The organism is Microbacterium algeriense, assembly GCF_008868005.1.
Taxonomy (GTDB): Bacteria; Actinomycetota; Actinomycetes; order Actinomycetales; family Microbacteriaceae; genus Microbacterium; species Microbacterium algeriense.
Genome location: NZ_WAAO01000001.1, coordinates 1,218,766 through 1,245,624, shown reverse-complemented (window position 1 = coordinate 1,245,624; position 26,859 = coordinate 1,218,766). Strand labels below are relative to the sequence as shown.

The following is a 26,859-nucleotide window of genomic DNA, read 5'->3' as shown; positions in this document are numbered from 1 at the left end:
GACACGCATGGCGCACAAGCCCGATGCGGTCACCACCTGGTGGCGACGGATCAGCCTGCGCGCGAAGGTCACCGGCGTCACGGTCGCCGTGCTCGCCCTCGGCCTCCTGGTCGCGGGGATCGGGACGGTGCCGATCCTGCGCTCCGCCCTGGTGGGGAACATCGACTCGCAGCTGCCGGCCCTGGTCTCCACCGACCTCGTCGACCGGTACTTCGAGACCATGGACGTCGAGGGCGACACCATCTACATGGCGCGCGATGAGCAGCCGCGCGACTTCGCCTTCGCGATCTACGACGCGGAAGGGGAGCTGCAGGCCTCGACCGGCGTCTCTCCCGAGTCGGGTCCGGAGTTCCCGCCCACCTACTCGCTGCAGAAGGCCCAGTCCGCGGCGGAGACCCCGTTCGACCTGACCGGTCCGGACGGCTCCGCGTACCGCGCGGCCGTCGCGACCCTCGCCTCCCCCGGCGGAGGACTGCGCATCCAGATGGTCGCGCTGCCCCTGACCGGCGTCGACCGCATCATCAGCCAGTACTTCGGCATCTACATCACGATCGCGCTCATCACCATCCTCGTCGCGGCGCTGCTCACCCGCGGGCTCGTCACCCTCACATTCCGGCGCCTCGGCCAGGTGGAGGCGACGGCCATGTCGATCGCGGCCGGCGACTTCCGGCAGCGCATGACCGACCTCGAGCCCACGACCGAGGTCGGGCGCCTCAACACCGCCATCAACACGATGCTCGACCGCGTCGACCGCTCGCTGGCTCAGCGCGATCGCACCGTGCAGCACATGCGCCGCTTCATCGGCGATGCGAGCCACGAGCTGCGCACCCCCCTGGTGAGCGTACGGGGATACGCCGAGCTGTACCGGATGGGAGCCATCAAGGGCGAGGAGGACACCGCCAGGGCGATGGAGCGCATCGAGAAGGAGGCCATCCGCATGGGCGTCCTCGTCGAGGACCTGCTCGCCCTCGCTCGCCTGGACGAGGAGCGCGAACCGGAGATCGAGCCGCTCGACCTGCGTCCCATCGCGCGCGATGCCGCCCTCGACCTGCGCGCCGCGGCGCCCGGCCGGACCGTGACCGTGATCGATCGCACCGTCGAGGCCATGGCCCCGATCCCGCTGCGCGAAGAGCCGCAAGCGCACCCGCAGCAGCCACCGCCCCCGCGCGGCCTGTCGCGCACCGCGCTGTCGCGACTCCGGCGGCGGCCGCGGCAGCCGGAGCAGCCCCCCGCCATCGACTTCAGCGAGGTGCCGGACATCCCGGTGCGCACGCCGCCGATCGTGCTCGGCGAGGAGAACAAGGTGCGCCAGGTCGTCACCAACCTGCTGGGCAACGCCCGCCGCTTCTCTCCCGAGGACGGCCCGATCGAGATCGTCGTGGACTCCGATCGTGTCCGCGGCACCGGGAGCATCTCGATCGTCGACCACGGTGAGGGCATCCCCCCGCAGATCCGCGAGCAGATCTTCGAGCGGTTCTGGCGCGCCGACACCTCGCGCGCCCGGGAGACCGGCGGTTCCGGGCTGGGCCTGGCGATCGTGGCGTCGATCATGAAGGCCCTGCACGGCGGGGTCGACGTCTCGGAGACACCGGGCGGCGGCGCGACCTTCACGGTCACCCTGCCGCTGGCACCCGCCCGCGCCACCCCGGCGCATCTGCTCGAGGACACGCAGCCGCTGGACCGCCTCGACCTGAGCTGACGCTCCTGCACGGCTTCCCGTCCGCCGCGGTTGCTCACAGCGGCCGCGGTCCGGCCGGGGATGAGCGCTCCCGCCCCCGCGGCCCGCCTAACGTCGGAACCCCGAACAGAAGGAGTTCCCATGACCGTCTTCACCGTCGACACCGAAGCCGTCCACGCCGCGCACAGCGCGACACGCGCCACGATCGCGCGCCTGCAGAGCGAGTCGGCCACGCTCATGGCCCAGCTGCGCGAGCTGCAGTCGTCGTGGATGGGCACCGCGTCCCACGCGTTCCAGGGCTGCGCCGAGCAGTGGCAGGGCGCCCAGCTGCATGTCGAGCAGGTGCTCGATGCGATCGGCTCCTCCCTCGGGGCCGCGGCGTCGCAGTACGCGGAGGCCGATCAGTACTCCGCCAGCCTGTTCCGCTGACCGACGCAGAACGCCCCCGGCCGAAGCCGGGGGCGTTCTGTGTGTGAGACGTGGGTCTCCGATCCTGTGGAAGGGTCAGAAGTCCATGCCGCCCGAGGGGTCGCCGACCGGAGCGGCGCTCTTCTCGGGCTTGTCGGCGACGACAGCCTCGGTGGTGAGGAACAGCGCGGCGATCGACGCGGCGTTCTGCAGCGCGGAGCGCGTCACCTTGGCCGGGTCGATGATGCCGGCGCCGAACATGTCGACGTACTCGCCCGACGCGGCGTTGAGGCCCTGGCCAGCGGGGAGCTCGGCGACCTTGTTCGCGACGACACCCGGCTCGAGGCCGGCGTTCAGGGCGATCTGCTTCAGCGGCGCCTCGATGGCGACGCGGACGATGTTCGCACCCGTCGCCTCGTCACCCGACAGCGTGAGGCCGTCGAGCGCCTTGGTGCCGGACTGGATCAGCGCGACGCCACCACCGGGGACGATGCCCTCCTCGACGGCTGCCTTCGCGTTGCGGACGGCGTCCTCGATGCGGTGCTTGCGCTCCTTGAGCTCGACCTCGGTCGCAGCCCCGGCCTTGATGACCGCGACGCCACCGGCGAGCTTCGCGAGGCGCTCCTGGAGCTTCTCACGGTCGTAGTCGCTGTCGGTGTTCTCGATCTCGCGACGGATCTGCGTGACGCGCCCCTCGATCTGGTCGGCCTCACCGGCACCCTCGACGATCGTGGTCTCGTCCTTGGTGACGATGACCTTGCGCGCACGGCCCAGCAGGTCGAGCGTGGCGTTCTCCAGCTTGAGGCCCACCTCTTCGGTGATGACCTGGCCACCCGTGAGGATCGCGATGTCCTGCAGCTGCGCCTTGCGACGGTCGCCGAAGCCGGGAGCCTTGACGGCGACCGACTTGAAGATGCCCTTGAGCTTGTTCAGCACGAGCGTCGCGAGAGCCTCGCCCTCGACGTCCTCGGCGATGATGACGAGCTCCTTGCCGTCCTGGATCACCTTGTCGACGATGGGCAGGAGGTCCTTGATGTTGGAGACCTTCTGGTTCGCGATGAGGATGTACGGGTCCTCGAAGACCGCTTCCTGGCGCTCCGGGTCCGTCACGAAGTACGGGTTCAGGTAGCCCTTGTCGAAGCGCATGCCCTCGGTGAGCTCGAGCTCGGTGCCGAACGTCTGCGACTCCTCGACGGTGACGACGCCCTCCTTGCCGACCTTGTCGATCGCCTCGGCGATGAGCTCGCCGATGGCCGGGTCGGCGGCGGAGATGGACGCGGTGGCCGCGATCTGCTCCTTCGAGTCGATCTCCTTGGCGCTGGCGAGCAGCTCCTCGGTGATCGCCGCGACGGCCTTCTCGATGCCGCGCTTCAGCGAGATCGGGTCGGCGCCGGCTGCGACGTTGCGCAGACCCTCGCGGACCAGGGCCTGAGCGAGGACCGTGGCGGTCGTGGTGCCGTCACCGGCGACGTCGTCGGTCTTCTTGGCGACCTCCTTGACGAGCTCCGCGCCGATCTTCTCGTACGGGTCGTCCAGCTCGATCTCCTTGGCGATGGAGACACCGTCGTTCGTGATCGTGGGGGCGCCCCACTTCTTCTCGAGGACGACGTTGCGGCCGCGCGGGCCGAGGGTCACCTTGACCGCGTCGGCGAGGATGTTGAGGCCGCGCTCGAGGCCGCGGCGGGCCTCCTCATCGAAAGCAATGATCTTTGCCATGAGTTTTTTCGTCCCTCCTGGACGTAGACGTTGGGTTTAGCACTCAGAGTAAGAGAGTGCTAACGCCATTCTGGCACTCGACACCTTCGAGTGCAAGCCGCCGACGCGGGGTCGATCCGGGCCTCAGGAGGCGGGCGCGTCCTCGGGCGTCTCGGGCGCGGAGGAGGATCGATCCAGACCGATCACGACCGTGAACTGCTTGCGCCCGTCCTCGGTCTCGCCCGGGTAGTAGTCGCTCTGCTGCACGGCCGCTCCTCCGAGCACGTCGGCCAGTCCCCTCGCGGCGAGCTCGTCACCGGCGTCGACGTAGAAGACGGTCGTGGTGGCGAAATCCTGGCTCGAGCTGTCGCCAGCGAACACGTCATCCGCCGACCAGCCCTCGGTCACGAGGGTGTCGCGCATCTGGGTGGCCAGCCCCTCGTCCGGCGTCCCGTTGAGGATCATCACCGTGATGCTCGTGTCGACGACGCCGGTCTCGACCGGGGTCGGGGCCGCACTCTGTCCCGCATCGGGGAACAGCGAGATGCGCCCCATGACGACGAGGGAGCCGAAGATGCCGGCGATGATGAGCACCAGCGCGGCGACGAACGACCACAGCAGCACGACCCAGCCGTTCATCCCCGGTGCTTCTGCGCGGTGCGCCCCCACCCGTCCGGAGGAACGGGGAACGTCATCGAAGCGATCGCGGGAGGGCTTGGACACCCCTCGATGCTAGCGGCATGTTCCTGGCAATCCGTTCCGCCGGGGTGAGCGTGCCGCGGCGAGCCCCGGCCGACCGCCGTCAGCCGACGAATCCGGGAGTGCGTGCCGAGCGGCGCAGCGCCCGCGAATCGCGGATCCGGCGGAGGCGACGCACGAGCATGGGGTCGTATTCGAGGGCGGCGTCCGAGTCGATGAGCCGCGCCAGGAGCTGGTAGTAGCGCGCGGCGCTCATCCCGAGCTGCGCACGGATGACCTCTTCCTTGGCGCCGCCGTGTCGTGGCCACGCCGTCTCCAGGGCGAGGATCGCACGATCGCGCTCCGTCAGGTCTCCGAGCATGGATCCAGGCTAGGACGCATCCGCCGCGGGAACCGCGCGCCACTCCCACCATCGCCCGAGCGGATCCGCTGCGGCGCGCACGCGTCCGTCGAGCGCCACGACGAAACCGGGCCACGAGTCGTCGACGGCGGGCTCCCACACGTCGAGCAGCCCTGGCGGATCGATCGTGATCCACCGGGCGTCGAGCGCGGAGATCCGCTCCACGAGCACCTTCCGCGCCGCGCGAGGGATGTGCACGAGCACTCCCGGCGTCGTCACGACGAGCGTGGCGTCGGCGGGGGCGAGCGCGGCGACCGCCTCGAGCCGATCGCCGGCGTCTCCCTCGACCAGCAGCGGCGGATCGGCGGCCGCGATCCGGAGCGCGGCCTCGATGCGCTCGGCGCGTCCGGCCTCCCCCGGCCACACCAGCGCACGCAGCCAGCGCCGGTCGTGCTCGGAGCCCGCGTCGAGGGGTGCGAGATCGATTCCGGCCCGCCACACCACGTCCGGGAGGCGCAGCGCAGGGAGCGGCCCGCTCACCCGGCTCTCGAGCACCACCTCGGACCTGCCGTGCACGGGATCCAGGGTGCCGAGGACCGTGTCGTCCTCACCGCGGAACAGGTACGAGTACCGGTCGGGGTACAGGCAGAGCCCCGCCGCCGCCCCGATCTCGAGCAGCGCGATCGGCCCGTCGATCTCGGACAGGACGGGAAGCAGTGGAGCGAGACGGAGCGGTTCATTGGTCTGCAGCGACCGACGCCCGCACTCGGCGACCACTTCCTCGGCGTGCTGGAGGACGAAGCGACGCCACTGCGGGTAGCCGCCCAGCCCGGCGCCGAGCATCCTCGTCACGGCGAAGACGAGCGGCGGCTGTCGTCTCGTCTCGGGGATCCGCAGCAGCACCCGGCGGATCGGCTCGTCCGCCGCGACTCCCGCTGCCCACTCCGTGTACAGCGCACTCCGCCCCGGCGACTCCTCGCGGGCGAAGCGGGCGTAACGCTCCCGCACGGCATCGGTCATCCGTCCATTCTGACCCGACGCACCCCGACAGCCGCCGCAGGGGGGAGAATGGAGGCGACTCAGGAGGATGAATGTCGTACAGCGTGGACAAGACCGAAGACGAATGGCGCAAGGAGCTCGGTGAGGAGCAGTACGCCGTGCTGCGTCAGGCCGCGACCGAGCGGGCGTGGACGGGCGAGCTGCTCGACGAGGAGCGCGCCGGCCTCTACACGTGCGGCGCCTGCAACGCCGAGCTGTTCAAGAGCGGGACCAAGTTCGACTCCGGCTGCGGATGGCCGAGCTTCTACGAGTCCATCCGCCCTGACGCGGTCGAGCTGATCGAGGACACGAGCCTCGGCATGGTGCGCACCGAGGTGCGCTGCGCCAACTGCGGCTCGCACCTGGGGCACGTCTTCCCCGACGGCTTCGGCACGCCCACCGGCGACCGCTACTGCATGAACTCGATCGCACTGAACTTCACCCCCGACGCGTCGTGAGCGCCCTCGACGCGGTCCGGGCGAGGCAGTCCTGGTCGAAGGTCGAAGACACCGCTCCCACGCGCGAGGAGCTGCTTCCACTGGTGTCGGCGGCGGGGCGCGTCGCCGACCACTCCTCTCTCCGCCCCTGGCGCCTGATCGAGCTGCGCGGGACGGACCGCGAGGCGCTCGGGGCCGCCATCGCCAAGGCGCAGGGGGACGCGTCGCCGTCGTCCAAGCCGCTGCGCGCGCCGCTGCTGATCGCGGTCGTGGCCAGCTATCGCAAGAGCGACAAGGTGCCGCGGTGGGAGCAGGAGGCCGTCGCCTCGGGCGTCGCGCACACGCTCAGCCTGCTCCTGGACGAGGCCGGGTGGGGCGTCATCTGGCGCACCGGCCACTACACGCGCGCCAAGGCCGTCGCCAAGGCGCATGGGCTCGACAAGAACGAGGAGCTGCTGGGCTGGCTCTACGTGGGCGCCAAGCCCGCCGGGCGGAAGCCGGGACGGCGCAAGCCCGTCGATGCGCGCAAGCTCCTCACCCGGATGCCGAAGCCGGGCGCGAAGAAGGGCAAGAAGAAGGCGAAGCAGGACGAGGCGCCCGAAGGCCGGTAGCGTCAGCGCCGGCGTCGCCACGGCAGCGCGACGAGCACCGACGCCACGGCGACGAGCACCATCGCGATCACCTGCCAGAGAGCGGGACCGGCGGCAGCAGGCCAGAGCAGGTCGATGACGACCGAGGTCACGAGCTGGCCGAGGACCGATCCCAGCCCCATCAGCAGGACCCCGGTCTGCGCGACGATCAGCGCGCCGAGGAGGATGTAGGCCGCCCCCAGGAAACCGCCGACATAGAGCCACGGCTCCGCGGGAAGCGCGGACGGCGCCCCACGGAGGGCGATGCTCCCCCCGGTCGCGAGCGCGAGCACCAGGGTGCCGGCCACGAAGCTCATCAACGTCGCGGCGAGCGGCGACTGCACCCGCTGCGCGAGTCGCCCGTTGGTCGCCGCCTGCCACGCGATGCCGACGCCGGCCGCGAACGGCAGCAGCAGCATCCACAGCGGGGCGGAGGCGAGGACGTCGCCGGACAGCGAGATCCCGACCGCGGCGAGCGCGAGCACTCCGCCGAGCACGCGCCCGGGCGTGACCGCCACCACGCCGGCCGGGCCGAACCCGATCCGGTCGAGGACGAGTCCGTGCACGGTCTGCCCCGCCACGACGCCCACCGAGAACAGCGAGACACCCAGCACACCCGCCGTGACCCCTTGCGTCGACACCGTGAGCGCGCCGCACGCGCCGCCCAGCAGCATCCAGAACGGGATCGTGTGTCCGCGGATGCCCGTCCACAGCCGAGCCACTCCGCGGCGGGCGGAGGGAAGGCAGGCGATCACGACGGACAGGGCGACCAGGCCGACGGAGAAGGAGAGCAGGCCTGCGAACACACCGTCGTCGACGCGGACGCCCAGGACACCGTTGATGCGTGCCTGGATCGCCGTCATGACGCCGATTGCGACGGCCCCGCCCAGAGCCACGGGGGCGGGAAGGCGTCGGGTGACTGTCACCTGTCGACCCTATCCGAGGTGCTCGTTCCCTCCCGCACCGCGATGTCCGGGCCGGGGGCTACGCTGGCGGCATGTGCGCGAGTTACGGCCTCGATCCCCGGTTCACCGATGCAGATCTCCTCGCCGCCGCCGATGATGCGGTGCTGGAGGGTCTGCGCACCTGGGCGCAGGAGAACGCGGGCGAGACCGTGCGCCCCACCGGCAAGAACCTGCGCAACCTGAATCCTCTGATCGTGCAGCCCGACACCCAGCCGACCCTGGAGCCGGCGTGGTGGGGTTTCCTCGTGAACGGCGAGCCGGCGAAGTTCCCGTCGATCAACACCCGCTCCGAGCGCCTGCAGGACCGTCCCGGTGGAGCCCGCACCCGCGGCATCGTGCCGGCGACGAGCTGGTACGAGATGCAGAAGCCCTCCCGGCAGTGGAACGAGTTCATCGTCGACGACGGCACCCTGTTCGGCATGGCGGCCGTCACGCAGCGCGGTCGCACCGCCGACGGCGAGTGGTACACCTGCTACTCGATCGTGATGCGCCCCGCCCCGGCCCACCTCGCCGAGCTGCACGACCGGATGCCGCTGCTCGTGCCCGCCTCGCTCAGCCACGACTGGCTCACCGCACCCGGCTCGCGGGAGATCATCGACGAGGCGATCGTCGCCTCCGACGAGATGGCGGATCGAGTGAGCGCCAGGCCGCGGGACTGACACCGGCAGGGTCCGTCGCGGGGAGGACACCGGATCGTGAGATGTGTACCTGGGGAGGACGCGCCCGTGCGGAGCGGACCGTAGCGTTGAGGGCATGATCACAGCAGAAGGCCTCACGAAGAGGTTCGGAGACAAGACGGCCGTCGATGACGTGTCGTTCACCGTCAAGCCGGGCACCGTCACCGGCTTCCTCGGCCCGAACGGGGCCGGCAAGTCCACCACGATGCGCCTGATCGTCGGGCTCGACCGCCCCACCTCCGGTCGCGCCGCCGTGGCCGGCCGCGAGTACCGCAAGCTGCGCGCGCCGCTGACCGAGGTCGGCGTGCTGCTGGACGCGAAGGCGGTGCACACCGGACGCTCCGCCCGCAACCACCTCCGCGCGATGGCGGCGACACACGGCATCCCGGCGTCCCGCGTCGACGAGGTGATCGATCTTGCCGGGATCGGATCCGTGGCCCGCAAGCGCGCGGGCAAGTTCTCCCTCGGGATGGGGCAGCGACTCGGCATCGCCTCCGCGCTGCTGGGCGACCCGCACACCCTGATCCTCGACGAGCCGGTCAACGGGCTCGACCCCGAGGGCGTGCGCTGGGTGCGGCAGTTCGTGCGGCATGCCGCCTCCGAGGGGCGCACGGTGCTGCTCTCCAGCCATCTGATGAGCGAGATGGCGCAGACCGCCGACCACGTCATCGTGATGGGCCGCGGGCGCGTGCTCGCCGACGCTCCACTGGCGGACCTCGTCCGCTCCTGGACGCGGAACACCGTCCGGGTGCGCACGCCCCGACCCGCCGACCTGGCTGCCGCCGTCGGTGGACCGGACGTCGAGATCGTGAGCTCCGCGCCCGATCTCCTCGATGTGGTGGGGCTGCCGGCCGCCCGCATCGGAGACCTCGCCGCCGAGCGCGGCATCCCGCTGCACGAACTCACCCCGACCACCGGCTCGCTGGAGGACGCGTATCTCGCTCTCACCGGCGACTCCGTCGAGTACCGCACGAAGGAGCTCTCATGACCACGGCCCAGGCTCCCGCTTCCACGCGGACGAGCGTCGACACCGGTCGGCGACTGACCTTCTTCCGCGCCTTGCGCAGCGAGTGGATCAAGCTCGCCACCCTTCGTTCGACCTGGTGGTCGATCGGGATCGCCGCGGCCCTCACGATCGGGATCGCCGTGCTCATCGCGCAGGCGATCGAAGCTCCCGGCTTCGATCCGATCCAGGCCGTCGTGATGCCGATCCAGTTCACGATGCTCCTCGCCGGCATCATCGGCGCGATCTCGGTCACCGGCGAGTACTCGACCGGCATGATCCGGTCGACGCTCACCGCCAACCCGGTGCGCGGCTCGGTGCTGGCGGCGAAGTCGGTCGTGCTGGCCCTGTTCCTGTTCCTGTCGTCGGTCGTCATCTTCACGGTCGCGGCCGTCGCGGTCTCCCTCGTGGTGGCGTCGCGGGATCAGAGCATCGACTGGTCGGACCCGTCCGCGTCGCTGCTGCCGATCCTGGTGTCGTCCCTGTCGATGGCGGTGTTCGCGCTGATCGGCGTCTCCTTCGGGTTCATCCTGCGCTCCGGCGCCGGAGCCATCGCGGCCACGGTCGGCGTCCTGTTCGTGCTGCCCATCGTCGCGAGCTTCTTCTCGATGGCCGGCGAGGCGTGGGCATGGGTCGTGGATGCGTCCGCGTACCTGCCTGTCGCAGCGGCCCAGAGCGCGATCATGCCGAGCGAGACCGCGGCGCTCGACGCGCCTGTCGCCTTCCTGACCCTCGGATGCTGGGTGGTCGGCGGCGCCCTCGTCGCCTGGGGCGTGCTGCGCTCGCGCGACGCGTAGAGTCGGCGACGTGAGCAGAACGCGCAGCCGCAGCGACTCGATCCGCGAGGACGAGGAGCTGCGGCTTCCGCGTGCGCCGGGGGTCCTCCGGCGGTTCTGGGCGCGGCACCCGGTCTTCGCCGACGTCCTCCTGGCCCTGATCTGCCTGCTGCTGTCTCTCGCGCCGGCTGCCCGCGTGAACGACCCGGCCATCCCCGAGCCGGTGTCGATCGGCCTCAACGTCCTGGCGACCATCATCATCGTCGCCTCCTGCGCGACGCTGCTGTGGCGACGTCGCGTGCCCCTCCTGCCCTTCCTCGCGGCGATGGTCCTGGGCACGCTCGCGCTGCTCGTCGGGTTGCAGGGCGGAAGCCCCCTGCTGCTGTTCGCCTCCTACGGACTCGCCGTGTACAGCTCCTCCCGCGCGGCCTGGAGGTGCTTCGGCATCGGCGCGACCTGGCTGGTGGGCATCGCCCTCATGCTGACCCTGCGGGGGATGATCGACCTGCAGGACGCGCTCAACACCGTGCTTCCGGACATCGTCCTCGGCTTGATCGGCACGCTCATCGGCGTCAACGTCGGTGGGCGCAAGCGCTACATCGCGGCGGTCATCGATCGCTCGCGGCAGCTGCTGGTCGAGCGCGACCAGCAGGCGCAGCTCGCCGCCGCCGCCGAACGCGCCCGCATCGCGCGCGAGATGCACGACATCGTCTCGCACTCGCTCACCGTGGTCGTCGCGCTCTCAGAGGGTGCGGCCGCGACGCCCGACAGCGTCCAGGCTCGGAGAGCCGCGACGGCCGCCGCCGAGACCGCACGCGCCGCGCTCACCGAGATGCGCTCGATGCTCGGCGTGCTGCGCGACGACGACTCGCCGCTGCCGCTGGCACCGGTGCACCCCGTGCTGCCCGCGGACACGGTCGAAGCCGCCCAGCGCGCCGGCTTCCCGGTGACCCTCACCGTGGCCGGGCAGGCCGAGGTCGCGCCGGCGGTCGCTCACGCGATCGGTCGGATCGTGCAGGAGGGCGTCACCAACGCCATGCGGCACGCGCCGACCGCGAGTGCCGTCACGGTGCGCCTGGACTATGCGCCGGACACGGTGACGATCGAGATCGTGAACGACGGCGTCTCGGGCGGGGCCGGATCGGGCGGATTCGGGGTGCGGGGTCTCGCGGAGCGCGCGATGCACGTGCACGGCACCGTCCGCTCCGAGGCCGTCGACGGAGGACGATGGATGCTGCACGCCGTGCTGCCCGTCGACGGGCGCCCCGCGGACCCGCGGATCGAGACGACGGAGGAGACAGGATGACACCCGAGATCAGAGTGCTCCTGGTGGACGACCAGGAGCTGATCCGGCTCGGCTTCCGGATGGTGCTGGAGGCTGAGGAGGACATCGTCGTCGTCGGCGAGGCCGGGGACGGCAGGGCGGCGATCGCGCAGAGCGCGGCCCTGGCACCCGACCTGGTGCTCATGGACGTGCGGATGCCGGAGCTCGACGGCATCGCGGCCACGCAGGAGATCGTGCGCGCCCATCCGCAGACCCGAGTGCTGGTCCTGACGACGTTCGACCTGGATGAATACGCGTTCGGCGCGATCCGTGCCGGGGCGAGCGGATTCCTGTTGAAGGATGCGCAGCGCCACGAGATGATCTCCGCCGTCCGGGCCGTGCACCGCGGCGATGCCGCCCTGTCACCGCGAGTGACCCGGATGCTGATGGAGCACGTCGGCTCGCGGCTCGATGCGCCATCGGCGGCCCCCGATCCGACGGTCGCTGCGGAACGGGCGGCCGTCGACTCGCTCACCGACCGCGAACGGGATGTCTTCCTGGCGATCGGCCACGGACTGACCAATGCCGAGATCGCGCAGCGGCTGTTCGTGGGAGAGTCCACGGTGAAGACGCACGTGGGACGGGTGCTGGCGAAGCTCGGCGCGCGTGACCGCATCCACGCGGTGATCGTGGCGCATCGGCTCGGACTCGTCGGCGACTAACCCCGAGGGCTCATGCCTGCGCGGGCGTCCATTCCGAGACGCGGTCGAGCAGCCGGACCTCTTCCGTGGAGAGTTCGAGGCGGGCGCCAGCGAGCAGGTCGGGCACCTGGTCGGCGGTCCGCGCGCTGGCGATCGGCGCCACCACCGTCGGCTGGGCCCGCAGCCAGGCGAGGGCCGTCGCCGCGATCGAGGCGTCATGCTTCGCGCCGATCTCCTCGAGCGTGTCGATGATGCGCAGCCCGGCGGCCGTCGCGTACTTCGCGGCGCCCTGCGCGCGGGGCGAGCTCTGCCCCGCGGCATCCGTCGAGCGGTACTTCCCGGTGAGGAAGCCGCTCGCCAGCGCGTAGTACGGAACGAGACCCAGGTCGAACTCCTCGGCGATGGGGATGATGGTCTCCTCGACGTCGTTGCGGTGCACGAGGTTGTAGTGGGGCTGGATGGCGACCGGCAGCGGTGCGCCGACGCGCTGGGCGATGTCGATCCACTCGCGGATGCGCGACGCCGAGTAGTTCGAGACGCCGATGTGCCGCACCAGGCCGTCGTCGACGAGTCGGCCGAAGGCGGCGACCGTCTCCTCCAGGGGCACGCTCGCGTCGTCGAAGTGGGCGTAGTAGAGGTCGATCTCGTCGACGCCCAGACGGCGGAGCGAAGCCTCTGCGGCTGTGCGCACGTTGTCTGCGGAGAGTCCGGAGAACAGCGGATGCTGGCTCACCTTGGTGGCGACGACGACGCCGGAGGGCTTGCGAGAGGCCAGCCATTCGCCGATGATCGTCTCGCTCTCGCCGCCCTCGTTGCCCGGGACCCAGGAGCTGTAGGAGTCGGCGGTGTCGATGAAGTCGCCGCCTCCGTCCACGAACGCGTCGAGGACCGCGAAGGACGCATCGCGGTCGGCCGTCCAGCCGAACACGTTGCCCCCGAGGGCCAGAGGGAGGACGTCGAGATCACTGTTGCCGATGCGGGTCATGTCGAGGACAACCTCCGCCGATGCCGACCGCATTCCCGGATGACGTGATGTTGCAGCGCCGCGGGGGTCAGACCGGCGCGCCCTCCCGGTCGGCGGTGCGGGGCGGCGGGGTCACGAGCTGCGGGTCCGGCGCGTGCGCGACCAGGGGATCCTTTCCCGGATAGTCGAAGCGGGCGAGAACGACTCTGATCGCCTCGAGCCGGGCCCGCCGCTTGTCCTCCGCCGCGATCACGGTCCACGGTGCGAAGGAGGTGTGGGTGCGCGCGAACATGGTCTCCTCCGCTCTCACGAAGTCCTGCCATCGGTCGGCGCCCGCGATCCGGGTCCCACTCAGCTTCCACTGCCCCAGGGCGTCTCCCGCACGACGGTCGAACCTCCTGGTCTGCTCGGCCTCGTCGATCGCGAACCACAGCTTGACCATCCGGATGCCGCACCCCACGAGCATGTGCTCGAATTCCGGAGCCGTCTGCAGGAACTCCTCGTGATCCGAGGCCGAGCAGTACCCCATGACCGGCTCCACGCCGGCGCGGTTGTACCAGGAACGGTTCATGAAGACGATCTCGCCGCCCGAGGGCAGGTGCGCGACGTGGCGCTGGAAGTACCACTGGGTCCGCTCCTGGTCCGTCGGCTTGTCCAGCGCGACCGTGCGAGCGCCGCGAGGGTTGAGGTGCTCCGTGAACGCCCTGATCGCCCCTCCCCTGCCCGCCCCCGCGCGGCCTTCGACGAGCACCAGCAGGCGGTCGGCAGAGCGCCGGATGTCAGCCTGGAGTTTGAGCAGCTCGACCTGCAGCGAGCGCTTCTCACGCTCGTACGCCGTCCGCGTGATCCTGCCGGGGAGGCTGCTCATGCGTCGCCTTTCGGGAGATTCTCGACGCGCCCGCCGAAGAGGGGCAAGCGCAGGTGACCGTGGCGGGGAGTCGGTCACCTGCGCCCGGAGTAACATATCACTCTCTAGTGCGATACTCCGGCATGCGTTGTGTCGAGCGGGGCGCAGCCATCTCGTTCACACACTCCGGCATCGTCGCCGGCCACCGGTATCAGGTTCAGGTGCGACGTGACCCGACTGAGGTTGCGCCGCAATCCCGTCCTCCGTGTCGACGTCGCACGCCCAGCCAGCGGGGGGGTGCACTATCCTCACATCGTGGCCCCGACGTCGATCTCGCGCATCCGGTCGCTGGACGGGCTACGTGGAGTAGCGGCGGTCGGCGTGCTTCTCGGGCACGCTCGGCTCGTCTACATGCAGAACGACCCCAAGCCGTGGGTGTACATGCCCGGGGTGCGTCACCTGCTCGATGCCCTCGGCGCGTGGGGCGCGACGGCTGTGTGGCTCTTCTTCGTCCTGTCTGGATTCGTCCTCGCCCTGTCGTTTCGCAACTCACCGCGGACCGACTATGGGGTGTATGTGCTCAGACGACTGGCGCGCCTGTATCTGCCCGTGTGGGGCGCCGTGCTTCTCGCGCTCGTCTCAATGCTGTTCATCAGCCGGGACGTCGATGGCCTCGGCACCTGGGTCGGTGCGCACCCGCCGACTCCCACTCCGTGGGGGGTGATCGCCGACCTGACCCTCCTTTCGGGAACCGGGTCGAACGTCACGCCGCTCTGGTCGCTGCGGTGGGAGATCTTCTTCAGCCTGCTGCTCATCGCCTACATCGCGGCGGCGAGGAGCATACGTCCGGGGATACTCCTCGCGGTATGCGCCATGCTGAGCACCGTCGGCGGGATCTACGAGAACGCGCTGCTCCTGTACATGCCGATGTTCGGAATCGGCGTGGGGTTCGCCTTCGCCTGGCCAACGATCGAACGATGGGCCACCGCCCTCCGCGAGAGACTGAGCCCACTTCTCGGAGGAGCGCTAGCCGTGGCCGCTCTCGTGGCCGTCATGGGTGCGCAGCTCGCTCCGAACCTACTTCCGAAACTCGGCGTGACGTCGTCGATCGCTCTCCCCGCGATGACCACTCTCACTCGACTCGTCTCCGTGTCGCTGATCGTCGTGCTCGTTGGGACCTCCGTGACGATCGGTCGAGCGTTCTCGTCCCGGATGATCCTCTGGCTCGGGATGATCTCGTTCAGCCTCTATCTGACCCACGAGACCGTGCTGCTCGGGTTCGTCTACAGCACGGCTGCGAATCCCGTCGCCCTGGCCGGTGCCGTCGCCCTCTGCTTCCCCGTGGCATGGCTGTTCTACCGGGCCGTGGAGAAGCCCGCTCACGCCTTCGCGAAGCGCATCGGCGCCCGACCGGCGGACACGACCGCCCCCACGTACGCGACGGCTCCGGGCGCTGGCGCGGAGAGCCCCCCACCGGGGCCGAAGCCATAACCCCACAAACCTCTGAGCCGACTACGGGACTCGAACTCTACTTCCAGCCGTGCCAACACGCGGCACCCGCGGAATTACACCAACTATGACCCACCTACACCCACCTAGAACCACCATGGCGCATCGGCGACTGTGGGCAAAGTGTGGGCATGGCGCGCCGTCCGTGAGCGCCAGCGCGCTAGCGCGCCAGCGCGCCGGCAGAGGAGGGTCCCCTCCCTGGGGTTCAGAGAGAGGACCTCAACGGAGGGACCACCCCCCTAGAGGCGTATCCTCAGTCCCTCGTGCGACCCATTATGCGCCTCATTGAGCGGCTGCAGAAGTGAGTGCCTCTTCGGGTCGGTCGAGCACCTCGTCGACGAGGGAGATGCCGCCCGACGAGCTCGCCGACTGCATGAGGTCCTGAATCCACCGTGCGTTGAGCTCGGGAGCTTCGGGCGTCGTGAAGGTGAAGCGTAGCGGGATGGATGGGTGCAGCCAGATCGTGGACCGGCCGACAGGTTCACCGTCAGGGTGACGCCAGGAGAGCGTGAAGCTCTCGTTGCGGCGGAGCTTGGTAGCGTTCACGATCTTGAGGTGAGCGAGCGCCCTATCCTCGATGTGGATCTCGTCGCCGTTGCCGTACTGAATGGTGCCCATGCCCTCACCCTAACCAACGTTGGACGCCCGGCGTTGCGGTGAGCCTTACGGCGTAAGGCAGGCGAGGCGCTGGCGAAGTAGGGTGGCTAATGTGGCACCCGGTCGGGTGCCTGCGATGGAGGTGGTCTGCGGTGGGAAAGTTCATCTATGACGGCGGTCCGAAGACGGAGATCGAAGACCGCACACTCACGCATTTGCAGCTCGTCATGACCGCAAAGCTGCGCCGCGGGGAACCGTTCGCGTTCACGTGGCGAGAAGACGCCAGCATCGGCAGCGGACGGACCACTGTGTGGATCCATCCCGGCAGCAACCTCGTCTTTAGTTACCACGGCAGCCGGCAGCCGACCGTCAATCGCGCCTGGATCGAAGCACTGGCGTACACGGCGAACGGACCCACCGGCCTGTACCTCGTCCCCGAACCTGCCCACGGCTCGCCCGCGTTCGATGGTGACGAAACATCGAGATGACCGCTCGCGCTGTCGGCTGACCTCGACAGGGTTGTCCACCTCGAGACTGAACACACTCGGGTGCTAAACCCACAGCACCCCCTGGACACGCATCGCCAGGAGGTGCTGGAGTAGCCCGGGTCTAGAAGGTGACAGATGAGGCGAGCGCCACCACCGCAGCTGCGCGCTCGTGTTCGCGCTCGGACGCCGCCTGCCGGTCTGAAGCGGCTCGTTCTCGGGCCTCACGTTCGTCGCCGCTAACCCGCTCGAGCTGATCGGCGATGACGGAGGCGAGTCCGTCGCGAAGCTCTTCCAAGTTGGTGTTAGAGATCACCAGGCGTCGGTCAGATACGTGCAGTTGGATCGCAGGATAGCCACTCGCTGTCAGGTGACCCGACACGTCAGGACCCTCGATGGCCGCGACCTCGACCGGTTGCACCTTGCGGCTGAGAACAGCTTCGACGGTGTACCGCTCCGGCGCGGCGTCCGTCATCAACGTGTCAGGGAGGGAACCGACCAGCACCGATGTCAGTCCCAAGGAATCAGCAGTCTTCAATTGTGTGTTCATCTGCTGACCATACGCCCCCAAGCTGTACGACCACCCAGGCAGGCCCGCGGGCACTCCAATGCACGACCAGCCGTCATCGCGCCGGAGCGCGCTGCTCGGGATCGGCGTTCCCCTGTCCATCACCTCCGTCCCATCGCCTCCTGGAGGCTACGCGCAATCGGGCAGGCGGAGGGCCGCCGGGTCTCAGGATTGCCTGCGACACTACGCTGAGACGCATGGAACTGGATGACCCGAACCTCCCGGCCTCTGCGAACAAGTGGCTCCTCGCGACGTCCGATCAGGTCCAGGCCCTCGCCATGCAATGGCACGCCGACCCCGAGTCCGCGAACATCTCCGACATCGTCGACACGATGCTCGCGATCACCGAGTCCCAAGCGCGGATCATTGCCGCGCTCGATCTGCGCATCCAAGACCTCGAGAAGCGCTGATCCGCCTGCCCCGACGCTCGACGACGTCGAAGGTCGGGCGTAGGGTCGCTGCCATGTGCGGACGATTCGCGAACGATGCCAAGACGGACGAGCTGATCCGGGAGTATGTCGCCGAGGGCGGCAAGCCCGAGGACTGGTGGAAGTCGTGGGCGGGCGCGTACTCGATCGCGCCGACGATGGACGCACCGATCGTGCGCGACCGCGGCGAGGGTCGCATCCTCGAGCTCGTCCGGTGGGACTGGCAGAAGCCCGCGAACCGGCCGAAGGGCGCACCGATCATCAACGCCCGGATGGAGAAGCTCGCGACCGGGTTCTGGGCGCCGGCGTTCTCCGCCGCCCGCTGCATCGTCCCGATGCGCGGCTACTTCGAGTGGACGGGCGAGAAGGGCGACAAGACCCCGCACTTCCTCCATGGAGACGGGCTGCTCTCCGCCGCCGGGCTCACCTGGTCGATGGAGCTTCCTGACGGGGAACGCTCCCGCTGCTTCGTCGTCATCACCCGCGAGGCCCGCGACGCCAGCGGGGAGGTGCACGACCGGATGCCGGCGTTCCTCACCCCCGACACGTGGGACCCCTGGCTCACGCCGGAGAAACTCACCGGAGAGCGGAAGGTCGAGACGCTCGCGATGCTCGAGCACACGTCCTCCGACGTCGCCGCCACGATCCGCGAGCACGTCGTCGACCGGAAGGTGAACAACTCCCGCACCGCCGACGCCACAGACCCGTCGCTGATCGAACCTGTGGCCACCGGTTGACGGCGGATGCGCTTTACAGGTTGTTGTGGTAGAAATACCTCATTGCTTCCCACCGTCCTCCGGGACTGGTGGGACTTTTCTTTCCTTGGAGGGCTCGATGACGACGCCAACTGCACTCATCGTCATGGACTATCAGAACATCCATCTGACCGGTCGTGATCGATTTGCACCCGAAGGCCTCGCGACGCACGAGTGTCTCGTCCACCCCGCGCACTTTGCCGAGCAGGTGCTACACGCGCGTCATGTCCGAACAGGGGTGAAGCTTGAACTAGCTGGGGTGAGGGTCTTTCGCGGAGCCCCTAGTCAGAAAGAGAACGCCAGGATGTACGCGTACTCCCAAGCGCACAAGTCCGAGTGGACCAGAAACCGCCTAGTCAGCGTGCACTACAGGACACTGCGCTACTACTGGGAGAACAATATCCGCGTCGCTCAGGAGAAGGGGATCGACGTCCTGGTCGCTCTCGAGTTGGCACGAGCGGCCATGGACAAAGAGGCAGACGTCGTGATCCTGGCATCCCATGACACCGACCTGGAGCCTGCGCTGGAAGCGGCCCAACGATGGAGCTCCACAATCATCGAGACGGCGGGCTGGGCGAAGGAACGGATCCTGCGTCCGACACCTCGCGTCTCGCATACTGCTCTCGACGGTGCGGCGTTCGTGAAGTCACGCGATCGCAAAGATTACGACAAGCGCTGATCCACTCAGTACCGGGCGCCCGCTTGGATGCTGAGGCCGCCTAGGCTAGTTCGATGATCCACGCCCTGATCCGCCCCGTCGAGACGCACACCATCACCCTCAAGGGCGAGGACCTCGCCGAGGTACGCGCGCAGCTGGCAGCGCAGGCACCAGAGGGCTGGGCGCTGGTGTCGGCGATGGCGACGATGGAGAAAGCAGGCGCCTCGCGCTCCGTCGAGGGCAAGTTCGAGCGCCGCGACAGCATCCGCGAGATCGAAGCCGAAGACATGGCCGCGCTCGAAGCGAAGGTGCCTGACGGCTGGCGCATGCTGTCTGTACGCCGGAGCTAGACCGGGCACGCGTGGAAACGCGTCCTACGGTCCGGGAGTCGGACCGATCGGCACCCTCGGCTGCACGGGTTCCCACTTCCCAGACACAACTGGCTTCTTGCCTGCGGTGGCGTTCTCGCCTGCGGGAGTCATCAGGGCGAATGCGGCTACAAGCTCCGCGATTGCGGCGACGATGTGCGAGGCAGCGATCATGTCGAGATGCGTCGCCTTGATTCGTCCACTGGTCATGGATTCGACGACGATCACCCCCACTGACCGATCCCCAGCCTCCAGTCGATGACCCGCCAAGCCCCGCGACTTCATCGACATACCGGCGATCGCGTCCTCACTGATGCCTTGGCGGTGCGCGGCCTTCTTCCACGCCTCCTTCGCCGCGGGCATGCTCACAAGCGCCTGCCCGTCCTCCGCGCTCCACGCTGCTCCGATCGCACCCTCCGCTGCCGGATAGCTGTCGCGACCGCGAGCCTCGTACGTCGGGTTCTTGGCGTATCGCGACACCATGAAGAACCTGTCCTCGTGGAAGTAGTACACGCTGAATCGATCTGAGTGGCCCTCGAGTCCGCAGTGTTTACTTAGGCGCACGAGCATGATCCGCAGAGCGCTCTCCAGCGCTAGCGACTTATTCGCGGCTCGCCGCTCAGCCTCTTCTCTCAGCTGCGACAGCTTCATGTAGCTGGGGCGTTGGACGAGGAACTCTGCGATAAACGCGAGCACGGCGCAGGCCAGCCCTGCAACGAACCACCCCACACCCTTGTTCCAGGCACCGTCCTGCACGCCCCAGACGATGAACAAGCCAGACGAGAGTCCACCAAGTGCTCTCGGCAGCCACCCCTTGACGAGCCGGAAAAACCATAGAACCGCACGCGCGACCCGGTCGACCGTCGCGTGCTTCCAGTCCCTCATCGAGTCAAGAGAAGGACGGACTCTTCGCGCTCGAGGTCAGCTGGTCGCGATCCACCTTGCTCCGCGACGAGGTCGACCGCCTTGGCCAAAACCTCGTCCGCCATGTCGTCGGCGTAGTCCGGGTCAACGCTGATAAAGCGCAGACCAAAGTTGATGTCGCCGGACTCGAGGTCCGCTCCGACGAGAAACTCTCGGATCGAGGGGTACTCCGCCAGGACAACGCGAACCGAGGCGGCTAGCTTCGAGGCGAAATCCTCGAGCTCGTCGCGACCAATTTCGTGGAAGGTCACCGTGCTCATCAGCTCAAGTGCTCGAGTACGTACGGCAGTCATTGCTTCCTCCCGGTAGCCCATCGCATCGGCACCCCACCCGTGCCGCCGCTTTACCTGACTGTACAGCCTCCCCACCCACACTGGCGCCACCTTGCTGAGCGTTGCGCAGGTCGTCTCACGGTTGCGGCTCAAAACGACGAAGATCCCCACCCGGCCCGAAGGCCAGGTGGGGATTCGCGTCGGTAGTCCTCGCGGTGTCAGCGGTCGGTCGATTCGCTGTGGAGGTCGCCAGCTCCGTCAGAGCCTGTGTCCGCGCCGTCGACCATCGCGCGCCACTGTCGTCGGGTCAGGCCGGTGGCGTTGCCGTCGATCTGCGCGACGACGAACTTCGCAGGCGCGGAGCCTGCGCCGATCCTGCGGAGCCATTCGTCGACGGCGGGGATCGCCATCACTCGGGCGATGGCCGCGCTGATCGCGGCCAGCGTCGCGATCGCGGCGGTCGCCCAGGCGATGATGGGGCCCGGGACGACCTCGGCGACCGCGTCGATGATCTGCGGGGCGACGATGACGATCGTCGCGAGGACGGCGGCGCCGCCGGCGACGACCTGCACGGCTGTGCGGATCGCGCGCTGCAGCGGAAACCAGATCTTGTTCATGGGTCAGTCCTTTCGGGACGGGTATGGGGGAAGGTATTCCGGCCCCAGGCATGGGGCGTCGATGATGAGGCGACGGTGCACGGCGAGGGATTCCTCGACGATGCGGGAGCGTCGCGCTGCGGCGTCCTCTGCGGCTTCGGCGGCATCGGCGCGCTTGGTCTCGTGTGCCGCGTGCTGGGTGGCCTTGTCGACCTCGGCCCGACGCTCCTGCAGATGCCCGGCGCGGGCATCCCTGATCCAGTCCATCGACTTGGTGATGACACCTCCGAGGACACTTGAGCCGAGGACCGCGGCGATGATCTGCGCCGGTTCCATGCGCTACCTCCGGGGCTCGAAGCTGTATTCGCGGATCTCGTACCAGCGGACGTAGAAGAGCCCGGCCGCGAGGGCGAAGATCGTCATCTGTGCCCATCGTGCTCCGGACTCGGAGGTCACCTGCAGGACAACGACCACGAGCAGATACATGCCGAGCGCACACCAGATCACGACGATCGACAGCCTTTCGGCGAACCACCACCCGGGGAACACGGACGCCAGCCCGCCGACGCCGCCGATGAGCGCGAGCACACCCCACGTCACGGTGAGCACCGGGCCGAGCTCCCCGCTGATCGACTGGGGTGGCGCGATCAGGGCGATCAGCCCGAGTGTGATGGTGATCGAGTAGAACACCGCATAGGCGGCCTTCAAGTGACGGGGTTCTCGGACGCGCTCCCACACGCGTGTGAGCCAGCTCATCAGCTCTTCAAACGACGCGCGGCTTCGTCGTTAACGGCGTTCGCGATCGCCTCGATGTCTATGGTTGCGCCGACGCCGACGCCCGCGCGACGCAGGATCGCCTCGACCTGTTCGACCGTGACTGCGTCGACCCGGTTCGGGATCGATGCGAGGTTGCCGATGACGGCGATGTGATCCTGCAGTGCCTTGTCGCCGGGGCGGCCGTGCGGGTCAAGCTGCCCGGCGATGGCCTGCAGGGCGTTGAGCTCTGCCCGGTGGATGATGTGGCGCTTGCTGCCGCCGGAGATCTCGAAGACACGGGTATCTCCGGGGCCGCCGGTCATGGCGAGGACGGGAATGCTCATGATGTCTCTCCTGACTGGTGGGGTCGATGCGGGGACGGGTTCGTCGGGAGCGACCCGCCAGGTGCCGTTGTCGTTCACGAGCTCGATCACCTCGTGGCGGTGGTTGTCTCGCTCGGGGTCATACTCGAAGTGCCACGGCTCGACGAGCGTGCGGCGCCCGTTGACCCACCGGTAGACGGTCTGGAACCAGCCGTGATCGTTCATCAGGGCGACATTGCGCTCGTCGGTGTCCTTCGCGCGTCCCCGCTGGTGCACGCTCGGCGTATCGGGATGCAGCGCGATCGGCGACCCGTACCTGAGGTAGTGCTGCCAGTGCTCGTCCTGCTGCTCCCAGGAGCGACCCCCCTCCGTGATCTGCTGCGGGTGGCCGAGCGCTCGGTCGATCCGCGCCTGACTCTTGGCGGCTTCCGCTTCGAGCCATCCGCGGCCGTGGCCGATGTCGACCTTGGTCAGAGTGCCGCCCATGCGGACACCGCCCTTCTGTTGGTATCTCTGGTTCGGTCGTCCGGGACGGGCACGGCGCCACCGATCAAGCCGCCTGATTGGTCGGGGCATGCGCCGAAAGGGCCCTAGGCTACGAAGGTGAAATCCGGAACGGTCCGCGTCGAGTCGCGAGCGCAGCGTGCGGATATTCAGTCGTTGCGCGCGCTTGCCGTCGGGCTTGTGATCGTCAACCATCTGCGCCCAAATGACATCCCAGGCGGGTACCTCGGCGTCGATGTCTTCTTCGTCATCTCCGGGTTCCTCATCACCTCGCACCTTCGTCGCGAAGCTGACACAACCGGTACCGTGAACCTCGCTCGATTCTGGGCTCGGAGGGCGAAACGACTGCTGCCCGCCGCGATCCTCGTACTAGTCGCGAGCGCCGCCATCACCTACTGGCTACTCCCCATCACGAGCGTGCGTCAGGTGCTCGGCGAGATCGGCGCCGCGGGCGGTTACTTCCTCAACTGGGTGCTGGCCGCGAACTCGCAGGACTACTTCGCGCAAGATGGGGTCTCCCCCGTCACGCACTACTGGTCACTGTCCGTCGAGGAACAGTTCTATCTGGTCTGGCCCGTTCTCATCCTGTTCGGCCTCTTCGTCAGTCGGCGGCGATCGAGCCGTTTTCGATACTGGACGCTGCTAGGCACGCTGGCGGTCGTGTTCCTCGGTTCGTTCGCATGGGCAATTTGGAGCGTTGCGTCCGAGCCGAATGCCGCCTACTTCCAGACGACGGGTCGTGCGTGGGAGTTTGCGGCAGGAGGCTTGATCGCGTTCCTCCCCGCGCGCCGCGCCAAAGCGACAGCGGCCATGTCGATGCTCTCGTGGTTGCTCTGGGGCGCTCTTCTCGGATGTGCCTTCGCCTACGGACCTGCGAGCGGCTTCCCGGGGATGGCCGCTCTTATTCCAGTAGCCGCAACTTCAGTCCTCATCGCGATCGGTGACGGCGGCCCGCGATGGGCCCCGCAACGCGTCTTCGCGTGGCGCCCGGTTCAGTTCATTGGTGACATCTCATATTCGCTGTACTTGTGGCACTGGCCGCTCATTGTTGCCGTGACTGCGATCGCCGGGACGCTCAGTCGACTGTCAGCGGTCGGCGTCGTTCTCGTGACAGTAGTCCTGGCATGGGCTACGAAGCGCTACGTTGAGGACCCGGTGCGGTTCGCCAAGGGTCGGATGTGGAAGACGCCGGCCCGCGTTCTCGCCGCGACTGTGGCCACCGTAGCGATCCTGTTGGGAGGCTCAGCAGCCGCAACGGCAAGCATCACGGTTCGGGCGCAGCAGACGGCAGAAGCGCTCTACCAGCAGTCGCTCGCGCCGTCCGAGTGTTTCGGGGCGCAGGCGCAGCTCTCTGAGAGCAGTTGTCCCCAATCACACGAGCTCCTCGACGAGCTGCAGATACTTGGGGGTTGGGGTATTCAGAACGCGTCCGTTTCTAACGGGACGTACTGCCAACAGGAACGAGGCAACGCGGAGGTGCTCTCCTGCACCTTCGGCATGAAGGATGGCGAGCAGGCTATCGATGTGGCACTCGTCGGAGATTCACATGCAGGCATGTGGGCCACGGCTTTCGACGCCATCGCCAGGTCGTACGGACTCCGGATCACAACGTATCTGAACTCCGCCTGTCCAGTAACACTGGACCCCCGCGTCGCTGCGGCCGGACCATCTCCTACGCATCAGGCAGCTTGCGCAACCTGGCGCGAGTCAGTCGTGCGCGAGATCGCTGAGGATCAGACGATTGACGTGGTGGCGACAACCGCTCGCGACCGAGCGTATAGCTTCGCAGACGGTAGCCCAGATGACGGCTCGGGGTATCGAGACGCCTGGCAATCGTGGCTTGACTCGGGCAAGAGCGTTGTCGTCGTCAATGATCCCCCGATTCACCAAGCATCGGTGCCAGAGTGCATCGCCCGCTCCCAGGACCGCGTCGACCCTTGCACGATCCCGTCGTCCGCGATGTCGCCGCCCAGCCCGATGCAAGTGGCCGCTGCCGGGATAGCAGATCCGAAGTTCGCTTTCGTCGACTACACCGAGGTCTTCTGCGACCCGATCGTTTGCCACTCCGTGATCGGTGGGATTCCTGTTTACCTGGACAATGAGCATCTAACTGCAGCTTTCGCAAGGTCCTTCGGTAGTTCCTTCCTAGCGGACGTCACCCCAACGTGGAGCACTCATTGACGAGCCCCCACGTTGGGACGACATTCGATCAGGGCTGGGTCACCATCGTGACACCGACCGAACGCGACGATGTTGCGCTAGCGGCGCCCGCCGCGACAGCTCGCACCTTGACCCCGATGAACGTCGCCGTCGCGGTCTGAACGTTCACCGACACGCCTTGCGCGCCTGCACCGACGACAGTGACCGTCATTCCAGAGGTCGCGTCAGTGCCCAAGGTGATAATCGAATGCGTCCCGTTTTCAGGGCGCACAACGCGCTTGCCTGCGAAGTACGCATTGAACGACGATGAGTCCCTTCCAGACGCTTCGATCTCCAGAATGAAGCTCCCATAGTTACCGCCGAGCGCGACGTCGGCGATCTTCTTCGCCACGCCGGCCGTCAGATCGTACTGCCCATAGCCGGTGTCCTCCACTCGCCCCCATCGACCCTCCACGTAGCTGTTCTGGCCGCGCTTGGAGTGATTCAGCAGCGTCGTCGAGTTGATACCTCCCAGAGAGAAGCCGTTGTAGGAGCAGTCGATTAGAGCGCTGTCTGCGCCGCCCGGAGATCCGCTGAAGAAGTAGCCATCCCCGGTGTGACCCTGCACGTTGGTCGCGCGGATGTTCACGTTCGAGGAGTCGAATGCGAGCGCTGAGCCGACGAACGTCGGGTCCTGTCCGACCTGGATGATCTTCGTGTCGCTGATGCTGGCGCCGTCGTTGTTTGTGCCGACGATGCCGTGCTTGCCTACCAGCCGGATAACCGCGCTAGAGATCACCGGGTAGAGGCACTGATCGAGCACGATGCCGTGCCCAGTGCCCGTTCCGACGCCCATGAGCTGCACGCCGTTCACGATCGGGTACTGCGCGTTGATGAGCGTGATCCCGTCGGCGGAGAGCTCCGTGTGCTTGCTGTTGAAGATCGAAACCCCACGGGCAGGATCGACGGTGGTGCCGGCGATGACTATGTGGCGGCCGAGGCCGCCACTGTCGAAGTGGTTACCGTCGAGAACGGTGTGCAGCAACTTTGCGTCCGGAGTGAACTCGATACCCACGTTCACCGGCGACGTGCCGATGTTGTGGAAGCGGCTGTCGCGGATCACGTGGCCGCGGTTCTGGTCGGCGCCCGGGCCGGTGTGGTAGGTGACGTCCTTTCCTGCGTGCCGGATCCCGTCGAGGCAGTTCGAGAACAAGGTGTTCTCGCTGATCTCGACGTTGCGGCCGTATAGCCGAGCGCCCAGGGCGAGATACTGGAATGCGCAGGAACGGATGGCGGCGTCGACGTTTCCATCGGCGTCACCCATCAGCTTCAAGCCGATGATGGTGGAGTCCACACCGTTCGCGCCGCCACCGGGACCAGCCATCGTGCCGTCGCCCCAGAGCCCGATTCCCTGCATCACGAATCCGGCCGCCTTGACCGTGAACATCGTCGTGCCGGTGTCGCTGCATCGAATCGACGTGGCGTACGCATCGCGGCCGGCGGCGAGGATCCGCAAGCTCGGCTTCGTGATGACGATCGTGTCACCGTCGATGTCGTACCCCGCGCCGGAGCCGGTCGCACCGAGGTAGATCGTGTCGCCCGGGACGGCGGCGTCGATCGCGGCGAGGAACGCGTCAGTCGACTTCGTGAGGCCGGTCGGGTCACCGCCGAAGCCGTCCAGGTGCAGCCACCCGGTGAGGCCGTTCTTGAGCAGCGTGTTCCGCGTCAGCGACTCGGAGTCGACGTATGCCGCGACCGCGGTGTCGTTCTCGACCGCGTTCACACCAGGGAGGCCCTGCTCGCCGCGGGGGCCGGGAACCTTCGAGCGAAGGTCAGCTTTGCGCACCCAAACCATG

Annotated in this window: 32 protein-coding genes; 16 read left to right on the top strand and 16 right to left on the bottom strand. The window is 68.0% G+C overall.

Annotated features, from left to right (window positions below):
• Positions 1–7: 7 nt before the first annotated feature.
• Together F6A08_RS06195 and F6A08_RS06190 are read left to right on the top strand one after the other, a co-directional pair.
• Entirely contained in the window at positions 8–1,699 is a 1,692-nt protein-coding gene (locus tag F6A08_RS06195; protein WP_017201389.1) for an ATP-binding protein, read from the top strand.
• Between the two features lie 120 nt (positions 1,700–1,819).
• The gene (locus tag F6A08_RS06190) at positions 1,820–2,107 is read left to right on the top strand and encodes a WXG100 family type VII secretion target (protein ID WP_017201390.1); all 288 of its coding nucleotides are present in this window, start codon (positions 1,820–1,822) and stop codon (positions 2,105–2,107) included.
• Between the two features lie 75 nt (positions 2,108–2,182).
• Here the strand turns inward: F6A08_RS06190 and groL are convergent, their stop codons facing one another.
• The 4 genes from groL to F6A08_RS06170 form a co-directional block, all read right to left on the bottom strand.
• Positions 2,183–3,802, bottom strand: coding sequence for a chaperonin GroEL (gene groL / locus F6A08_RS06185; RefSeq protein WP_017201391.1), 1,620 nt, complete (start codon positions 3,800–3,802; stop codon positions 2,183–2,185).
• A 123-nt stretch (positions 3,803–3,925) separates the two neighbouring features.
• Positions 3,926–4,504 (bottom strand): LytR C-terminal domain-containing protein, encoded by a 579-nt coding sequence (locus F6A08_RS06180; protein WP_225855752.1) that lies wholly within the window; start codon positions 4,502–4,504, stop codon positions 3,926–3,928.
• 79 nt (positions 4,505–4,583) lie between these two features.
• Complete coding sequence (locus F6A08_RS06175) at positions 4,584–4,841, bottom strand: DUF3263 domain-containing protein (protein WP_017201393.1); 258 nt, start codon at positions 4,839–4,841, stop codon at positions 4,584–4,586.
• A 9-nt stretch (positions 4,842–4,850) separates the two neighbouring features.
• On the bottom strand, positions 4,851–5,840 hold the full coding sequence (locus F6A08_RS06170; protein WP_151458924.1) for a DUF2332 domain-containing protein: 990 nt from the start codon (positions 5,838–5,840) through the stop codon (positions 4,851–4,853).
• Positions 5,841–5,911: 71 nt separating this feature from the next.
• On the opposite strand from F6A08_RS06170, the gene msrB reads away from it, so the two are divergent.
• Both msrB and F6A08_RS06160 read left to right on the top strand, forming a co-directional pair.
• Complete coding sequence (gene msrB / locus F6A08_RS06165; RefSeq protein ID WP_017201395.1) at positions 5,912–6,316, top strand: peptide-methionine (R)-S-oxide reductase MsrB; 405 nt, start codon at positions 5,912–5,914, stop codon at positions 6,314–6,316.
• Entirely contained in the window at positions 6,313–6,906 is a 594-nt protein-coding gene (locus F6A08_RS06160; RefSeq protein ID WP_151458923.1) for a nitroreductase family protein, read from the top strand. The genes msrB and F6A08_RS06160 overlap by 4 nt, the downstream gene beginning before the upstream one ends.
• 2 nt (positions 6,907–6,908) lie before the next feature.
• Here the strand turns inward: F6A08_RS06160 and F6A08_RS06155 are convergent, their stop codons facing one another.
• Positions 6,909–7,820 (bottom strand): DMT family transporter, encoded by a 912-nt coding sequence (locus F6A08_RS06155; protein ID WP_151459118.1) that lies wholly within the window; start codon positions 7,818–7,820, stop codon positions 6,909–6,911.
• 101 nt (positions 7,821–7,921) lie between these two features.
• On the opposite strand from F6A08_RS06155, the gene F6A08_RS06150 reads away from it, so the two are divergent.
• The 5 genes from F6A08_RS06150 (at position 7,922) to F6A08_RS06130 (ending at position 12,331) form a co-directional block, all read left to right on the top strand.
• Positions 7,922–8,548, top strand: a complete 627-nt coding sequence (locus F6A08_RS06150) for an SOS response-associated peptidase family protein (RefSeq protein WP_151458922.1) — start codon at positions 7,922–7,924, stop codon at positions 8,546–8,548.
• Positions 8,549–8,642: 94 nt separating this feature from the next.
• A complete protein-coding gene (locus F6A08_RS06145) occupies positions 8,643–9,554 on the top strand; it encodes an ABC transporter ATP-binding protein (protein ID WP_017201399.1) in 912 nt (303 codons plus the stop codon).
• On the top strand, positions 9,551–10,366 hold the full coding sequence (locus F6A08_RS06140) for an ABC transporter permease (protein WP_151458921.1): 816 nt from the start codon (positions 9,551–9,553) through the stop codon (positions 10,364–10,366). The genes F6A08_RS06145 and F6A08_RS06140 overlap by 4 nt, the downstream gene beginning before the upstream one ends.
• 10 nt (positions 10,367–10,376) lie before the next feature.
• Complete coding sequence (locus F6A08_RS06135) at positions 10,377–11,651, top strand: sensor histidine kinase (protein ID WP_151458920.1); 1,275 nt, start codon at positions 10,377–10,379, stop codon at positions 11,649–11,651.
• A complete protein-coding gene (locus F6A08_RS06130) occupies positions 11,648–12,331 on the top strand; it encodes a response regulator transcription factor (RefSeq protein WP_017201402.1) in 684 nt (227 codons plus the stop codon). Before F6A08_RS06135 ends, F6A08_RS06130 begins: the two co-directional genes overlap by 4 nt.
• 10 nt (positions 12,332–12,341) lie before the next feature.
• On the opposite strand, the gene F6A08_RS06125 is transcribed toward F6A08_RS06130, so the two are convergent.
• Positions 12,342–13,295, bottom strand: a complete 954-nt coding sequence (locus F6A08_RS06125) for an aldo/keto reductase (RefSeq protein WP_151458919.1) — start codon at positions 13,293–13,295, stop codon at positions 12,342–12,344.
• A 67-nt stretch (positions 13,296–13,362) separates the two neighbouring features.
• The gene (gene ppk2, locus F6A08_RS06120) at positions 13,363–14,142 is read right to left on the bottom strand and encodes a polyphosphate kinase 2 (RefSeq protein ID WP_151458918.1); all 780 of its coding nucleotides are present in this window, start codon (positions 14,140–14,142) and stop codon (positions 13,363–13,365) included.
• A 294-nt stretch (positions 14,143–14,436) separates the two neighbouring features.
• Between ppk2 and F6A08_RS06110 the strand changes: the two genes are divergently transcribed.
• A complete protein-coding gene (locus F6A08_RS06110; RefSeq protein ID WP_192576695.1) occupies positions 14,437–15,612 on the top strand; it encodes an acyltransferase family protein in 1,176 nt (391 codons plus the stop codon).
• A 300-nt stretch (positions 15,613–15,912) separates the two neighbouring features.
• Here F6A08_RS06110 and F6A08_RS06105 read toward each other — a convergent pair whose 3' ends face one another.
• Complete coding sequence (locus F6A08_RS06105; protein ID WP_151458916.1) at positions 15,913–16,248, bottom strand: DUF7882 family protein; 336 nt, start codon at positions 16,246–16,248, stop codon at positions 15,913–15,915.
• Between the two features lie 131 nt (positions 16,249–16,379).
• Here F6A08_RS06105 and F6A08_RS06100 point away from each other — a divergent pair, with 131 nt between their 5' ends.
• On the top strand, positions 16,380–16,715 hold the full coding sequence (locus F6A08_RS06100) for a DUF7882 family protein (RefSeq protein WP_151458915.1): 336 nt from the start codon (positions 16,380–16,382) through the stop codon (positions 16,713–16,715).
• Between the two features lie 121 nt (positions 16,716–16,836).
• On the opposite strand, the gene F6A08_RS06095 is transcribed toward F6A08_RS06100, so the two are convergent.
• On the bottom strand, positions 16,837–17,262 hold the full coding sequence (locus F6A08_RS06095; protein ID WP_151458914.1) for a hypothetical protein: 426 nt from the start codon (positions 17,260–17,262) through the stop codon (positions 16,837–16,839).
• A 215-nt stretch (positions 17,263–17,477) separates the two neighbouring features.
• On the opposite strand from F6A08_RS06095, the gene F6A08_RS06090 reads away from it, so the two are divergent.
• From F6A08_RS06090 to F6A08_RS06075, 4 genes are all read left to right on the top strand, one after another.
• Entirely contained in the window at positions 17,478–17,690 is a 213-nt protein-coding gene (locus tag F6A08_RS06090; protein WP_151458913.1) for a hypothetical protein, read from the top strand.
• Positions 17,691–17,743: 53 nt separating this feature from the next.
• Positions 17,744–18,445 carry an SOS response-associated peptidase gene (locus F6A08_RS06085; RefSeq protein WP_151458912.1) on the top strand — a complete coding sequence of 234 codons (702 nt, stop codon included), beginning with the start codon at positions 17,744–17,746 and terminating at the stop codon, positions 18,443–18,445.
• Positions 18,446–18,542: 97 nt separating this feature from the next.
• Positions 18,543–19,142 carry an NYN domain-containing protein gene (locus F6A08_RS06080; protein ID WP_151458911.1) on the top strand — a complete coding sequence of 200 codons (600 nt, stop codon included), beginning with the start codon at positions 18,543–18,545 and terminating at the stop codon, positions 19,140–19,142.
• Between the two features lie 53 nt (positions 19,143–19,195).
• Positions 19,196–19,471 carry a hypothetical protein gene (locus F6A08_RS06075; RefSeq protein ID WP_151458910.1) on the top strand — a complete coding sequence of 92 codons (276 nt, stop codon included), beginning with the start codon at positions 19,196–19,198 and terminating at the stop codon, positions 19,469–19,471.
• A 24-nt stretch (positions 19,472–19,495) separates the two neighbouring features.
• Here the strand turns inward: F6A08_RS06075 and F6A08_RS06070 are convergent, their stop codons facing one another.
• The 6 genes from F6A08_RS06070 to F6A08_RS06045 form a co-directional block, all read right to left on the bottom strand.
• Complete coding sequence (locus tag F6A08_RS06070) at positions 19,496–20,374, bottom strand: hypothetical protein (protein WP_151458909.1); 879 nt, start codon at positions 20,372–20,374, stop codon at positions 19,496–19,498.
• A complete protein-coding gene (locus tag F6A08_RS06065) occupies positions 20,371–20,673 on the bottom strand; it encodes a hypothetical protein (protein ID WP_151458908.1) in 303 nt (100 codons plus the stop codon). The genes F6A08_RS06070 and F6A08_RS06065 overlap by 4 nt, the downstream gene beginning before the upstream one ends.
• 230 nt (positions 20,674–20,903) lie before the next feature.
• Positions 20,904–21,302, bottom strand: coding sequence for a hypothetical protein (locus tag F6A08_RS06060; protein ID WP_151458907.1), 399 nt, complete (start codon positions 21,300–21,302; stop codon positions 20,904–20,906).
• A gap of 3 nt (positions 21,303–21,305) precedes the next feature.
• Entirely contained in the window at positions 21,306–21,617 is a 312-nt protein-coding gene (locus F6A08_RS06055) for a hypothetical protein (protein WP_151458906.1), read from the bottom strand.
• Between the two features lie 3 nt (positions 21,618–21,620).
• The gene (locus tag F6A08_RS06050; protein WP_151458905.1) at positions 21,621–22,037 is read right to left on the bottom strand and encodes a hypothetical protein; all 417 of its coding nucleotides are present in this window, start codon (positions 22,035–22,037) and stop codon (positions 21,621–21,623) included.
• A complete protein-coding gene (locus tag F6A08_RS06045) occupies positions 22,037–22,846 on the bottom strand; it encodes a M15 family metallopeptidase domain-containing protein (protein ID WP_151458904.1) in 810 nt (269 codons plus the stop codon). The genes F6A08_RS06050 and F6A08_RS06045 overlap by 1 nt, the downstream gene beginning before the upstream one ends.
• A gap of 117 nt (positions 22,847–22,963) precedes the next feature.
• Between F6A08_RS06045 and F6A08_RS06040 the strand changes: the two genes are divergently transcribed.
• Positions 22,964–25,045, top strand: a complete 2,082-nt coding sequence (locus F6A08_RS06040) for an acyltransferase family protein (protein ID WP_151458903.1) — start codon at positions 22,964–22,966, stop codon at positions 25,043–25,045.
• Positions 25,046–25,073: 28 nt separating this feature from the next.
• Here F6A08_RS06040 and F6A08_RS06035 read toward each other — a convergent pair whose 3' ends face one another.
• The gene (locus F6A08_RS06035) at positions 25,074–26,858 is read right to left on the bottom strand and encodes a right-handed parallel beta-helix repeat-containing protein (RefSeq protein WP_151458902.1); all 1,785 of its coding nucleotides are present in this window, start codon (positions 26,856–26,858) and stop codon (positions 25,074–25,076) included.
• Between the last annotated feature and the right edge of the window lies 1 nt (position 26,859).